This window comes from Terriglobales bacterium (genome assembly GCA_035624455.1).
Classification (GTDB): Bacteria; Acidobacteriota; Terriglobia; order Terriglobales; family Acidobacteriaceae; genus DASPRM01.
Genome location: DASPRM010000140.1, coordinates 1 through 3,114 on the forward strand (window position 1 = coordinate 1; position 3,114 = coordinate 3,114).

Consider the following 3,114-nt stretch of genomic DNA (forward strand, 5'->3'; position numbering starts at 1 on the left):
TTCGGACCCTGATGCTTACATGCGGCGCGTCTTTGGCGAGGAGTCCGGATTAGCCCGGTCAGTGAATTTCACAGAATCAGCCATTACGATGTCGAATCTGCTGGGCCAAAGCCCAAAAGCCCGAATTCCGGACTGGAACGCTGCGTACGATTTTCGCGCCTATCTTCCAAAGCGCACTGCCGTGTGGCACGGGGGCTCCTTCACTCACAAGCCAGAGGCCGTTATATTGTAAGCGTCAGAGTAAGCACAAGGTTGACGGGTTGACGAAGGTGTGATGTTGCTGATTACTGATGCGGCGCGGCCCAGGCCATTGGAGTGAGGGCATGCAGGAGGTGCAAACGCGTATTGGCCAGGCCGGGGAGCACGGCCGAGAGATAATCTCGCGCCGAGACCTTCAGACGTCGGCAGGTTTCGATCACGGACAGGATCGCTGCCACCTTCGGTCCGGCCTGCGGGCTTCCGATGTGGATCCAGTTTTTTCTACCCAAAACGACCGGACGCATCGAGTTCTCGGCCAGGTTGTTACTCAGCTCTAACTCGGGGTAATCGAGAAAACGCGTCAGTCTCGGCCAGATTCCAAGGGTATATTCGCGGGCGCTCTCCAGCGCTCCGCCGGGCAAGGCTCCGGGGTTTGCGGCTTCGATGGCCGCTTTGATTTTCTCCAACAGCTCAGGAGCTTTCTGTTGACGCAATCGATGACGCGCCTCCACACTGAGACCCTGTTCGCGCGCTTCCGCATCCACCCCAAATAACTCATTAATCTTGGTCACGATCGGGGTGGCCACCGGATCGCCCGGATTCAGCTTGACCACATTCGCAAAACCGCGTCGGGCATGTGTCCAGCAGCCAGCATGCACCATTCCTGAGCCCCCGACCTTGTCATAGGCTTGATAGGCATCGGTCTGCAGAATGCCGTGAAAGTTCGCCAGAAATTGTTTGGGTCCGGCACGATCTCGCCCCAGGCGGAAGTCGAACACGGTCGCTCCTCCCGGTCGTCCGTACTGCCACAGAAACGCCTTGTGATTTCTACCCCGACCATCGTGCATCTGCACCTCGACCGGAGTCTCATCGGCTTGCAGGTAGCTGCCCTGCACTAACTCCCGGCCCATCACCCCTACCAGCGGCTGCAGCATTTCGCCTACCTGCATCACCCAACCGTCTAGCGTCGCCCGGCTGATGTCCACCCCTGCCTCCCGGTCCAGAATCACGCACTGCCGATATAACGGAAGATGATCGCAGTATTTGCGGATTACCGTGTCGACCACCACCCGATCACTGACCAACCCTTTGTCGATAATTCGCACCGGCGCTGGCGCCGATACGATCCTCGCATCCTTACAGCCTCGACAGATGCGCTTTTCCCGTTTGCTCACCAACACAAAGTACTTCGCCGGTTCGACCTCTAATTGCTCGCTCTCTTCGTAGCCGATCACCATGGTCGGTTGGCCGCACCGACCGCACACGCACTGTTCGGCCGGGCACGCAATCACCTTCTCCACTCGCGGCAGATCTGCCGGCAATGACTGGCGCCCAGGATGGCAGCGACGCTGCCGCTGATACCCGGCCACCTCGACCGCATTGCCCTCGATCACCGGGCGCTCGCTCTCGGCTTGCACTTCCGCTTGGCTAACCCCAGGTTCCTGCTCCAACATCTCTAATTGCAAGTTCGACAACTTCTCGCTGCCGGCACCATATTTCTCCAGGCGCCGCTGCCGTAACTGCTCTTCCAAAACCAGAACTCTTAACTCGCTGAATTGCAGCTTCTGTTGCAGTTGCTCAATGATCTTTTCTGCTTCGGAAAGGGTCGTCGGTCGAGCCACCGAAGATGGGAAACTAGCACTCACGATGAGCTACTTCGTAGCAGAGCTCAGCTGTGGAATACAATCATTTTGTGCAGTATTTATGCGGTCGGGACCAACTTCGTCGTTGTCAATCTGGCTTCTGTACCAAGACCGCCGACGGTGCGCCTGATTCAGATCAATGCCACCCAACAACATCGCCAGTTCTTCCTGACTGAGGATGACCTTGACTTCTCCCCTCTGCGGTTGCGGCCAGCGAAATCGCCCCTTGGACAATTTCTTGGCGCAGACCCACAGCCCACTTCCGTCCCACACCAGCAGCTTCAGCCGGTTCCGCTGCGCGTTACAAAACAAAAATACGTGGCCACTGAGCGGTTGGCATTGCAATCGGTCACGCACCAGCCCATAGAGACCTTCAAATCCCTTGCGCATGTCGGTTGCTCCCACCGCCAAATAAATCCGCGTTGCTGCCCCGAAGCCAAACACCCTATATCGTCTCCAAGGCTTGCACCAGCCGCTGCAGCGTAGCGGCATCGAAGCCTGCGTTCACGGCGATTCTTCGTCCTCTCGCCAAAACCACCGCCAAGCCGCAACTGCCGGCGTGCTGCACACCCACCTTCTTGCCCGCCAACTCGACCGCGATCAGCCCATCTCCTCCCCCACTACTCCCGGATCCTGTTGGCATCCGCCTCAAATAACGATTCAGCACTCCCCACGTCAGACCTTGCTGCCGGCAAAACTGGCTACGATTCAGACCACTGCTTTCAAACTCGCGCACGATCTGCTCAATCTCGGCAGACGTGCGCCGCCTCTTTTGCCCATTTTGTCCCTCTGTCATGGAGTTCACTTCAACACAGAAGTTGCGCGTTGCCTAGAATGTGGATGGTCTAACGCTTACGTTTGACCAGGAAAGTGGAATCTGCTCGGTGGCGGCATCGAGCAGCGGTGGCGGTTGGAAGGGCTGGTCGAGCCAGGCGAACAGGTCGCGATAGACGAACAGTTGCTGGCGCAACAGGGCGGCGAGATTGGACAGGCTCCAGCCGAAGCGGGCGCGCAGTTGCAGGTACTTGAGCAGCAGCAGAGCCATGAGGGCGGTCCAGATCTGAATCTGCAGGGCGTTGGGACTGGTGCCGACGAAGGTCTTGATGCGCAGGTTCTGCTTCAACGCCTTGAAAAAAACCCGAATTGCGGATTGCCACGGAGGAGCGGATCAGACAGGAATTCCATCCTCCCACATGGAAAGAATGCTACGAGACCATGGCAGCGGCGGCAGAGCGGTCATTGCGAAGCCCGCCGCTTATTGGCATGGAACTAT

At 57.9% G+C, this 3,114-nt stretch carries 5 protein-coding genes; 1 reads left to right on the plus strand and 4 read right to left on the minus strand.

Going from position 1 to position 3,114, the window contains the following annotated elements; genetic code table 11:
- Positions 1–232: hypothetical protein (locus VEG30_15910; protein ID HXZ81414.1), on the plus strand; the 232-nt coding region annotated here is incomplete at its 5' end.
- Between the two features lie 52 nt (positions 233–284).
- Here VEG30_15910 and VEG30_15915 read toward each other — a convergent pair.
- Genes VEG30_15915 through VEG30_15930 form a run of 4 tightly spaced genes read right to left on the minus strand, consistent with a single transcriptional unit; the run spans position 285 to position 2,964 of the window.
- Positions 285–1,844: an IS66 family transposase gene (locus tag VEG30_15915; protein HXZ81415.1), complete on the minus strand. Its 1,560-nt coding sequence runs from the start codon at positions 1,842–1,844 to the stop codon at positions 285–287.
- 6 nt (positions 1,845–1,850) lie between these two features.
- Complete coding sequence (gene tnpB / locus VEG30_15920; protein HXZ81416.1) at positions 1,851–2,333, minus strand: IS66 family insertion sequence element accessory protein TnpB; 483 nt, start codon at positions 2,331–2,333, stop codon at positions 1,851–1,853.
- Complete coding sequence (locus VEG30_15925) at positions 2,287–2,637, minus strand: hypothetical protein (protein ID HXZ81417.1); 351 nt, start codon at positions 2,635–2,637, stop codon at positions 2,287–2,289. Before VEG30_15925 ends, tnpB begins: the two co-directional genes overlap by 47 nt.
- Positions 2,638–2,670: 33 nt before the next feature.
- Positions 2,671–2,964 carry a hypothetical protein gene (locus VEG30_15930; protein HXZ81418.1) on the minus strand — a complete coding sequence of 98 codons (294 nt, stop codon included), beginning with the start codon at positions 2,962–2,964 and terminating at the stop codon, positions 2,671–2,673.
- Positions 2,965–3,114: the final 150 nt, after the last annotated feature.

Coding starts and splice junctions, on each gene's coding strand:
- VEG30_15925 (HXZ81417.1), bottom strand. CDS start 2,637: ATGACAGAGGGACAAAATGGGCAAAAGAGGCGGCGCACGTCTGCCGAG.
- tnpB (HXZ81416.1), bottom strand. CDS start 2,333: ATGCCGCTACGCTGCAGCGGCTGGTGCAAGCCTTGGAGACGATATAGG.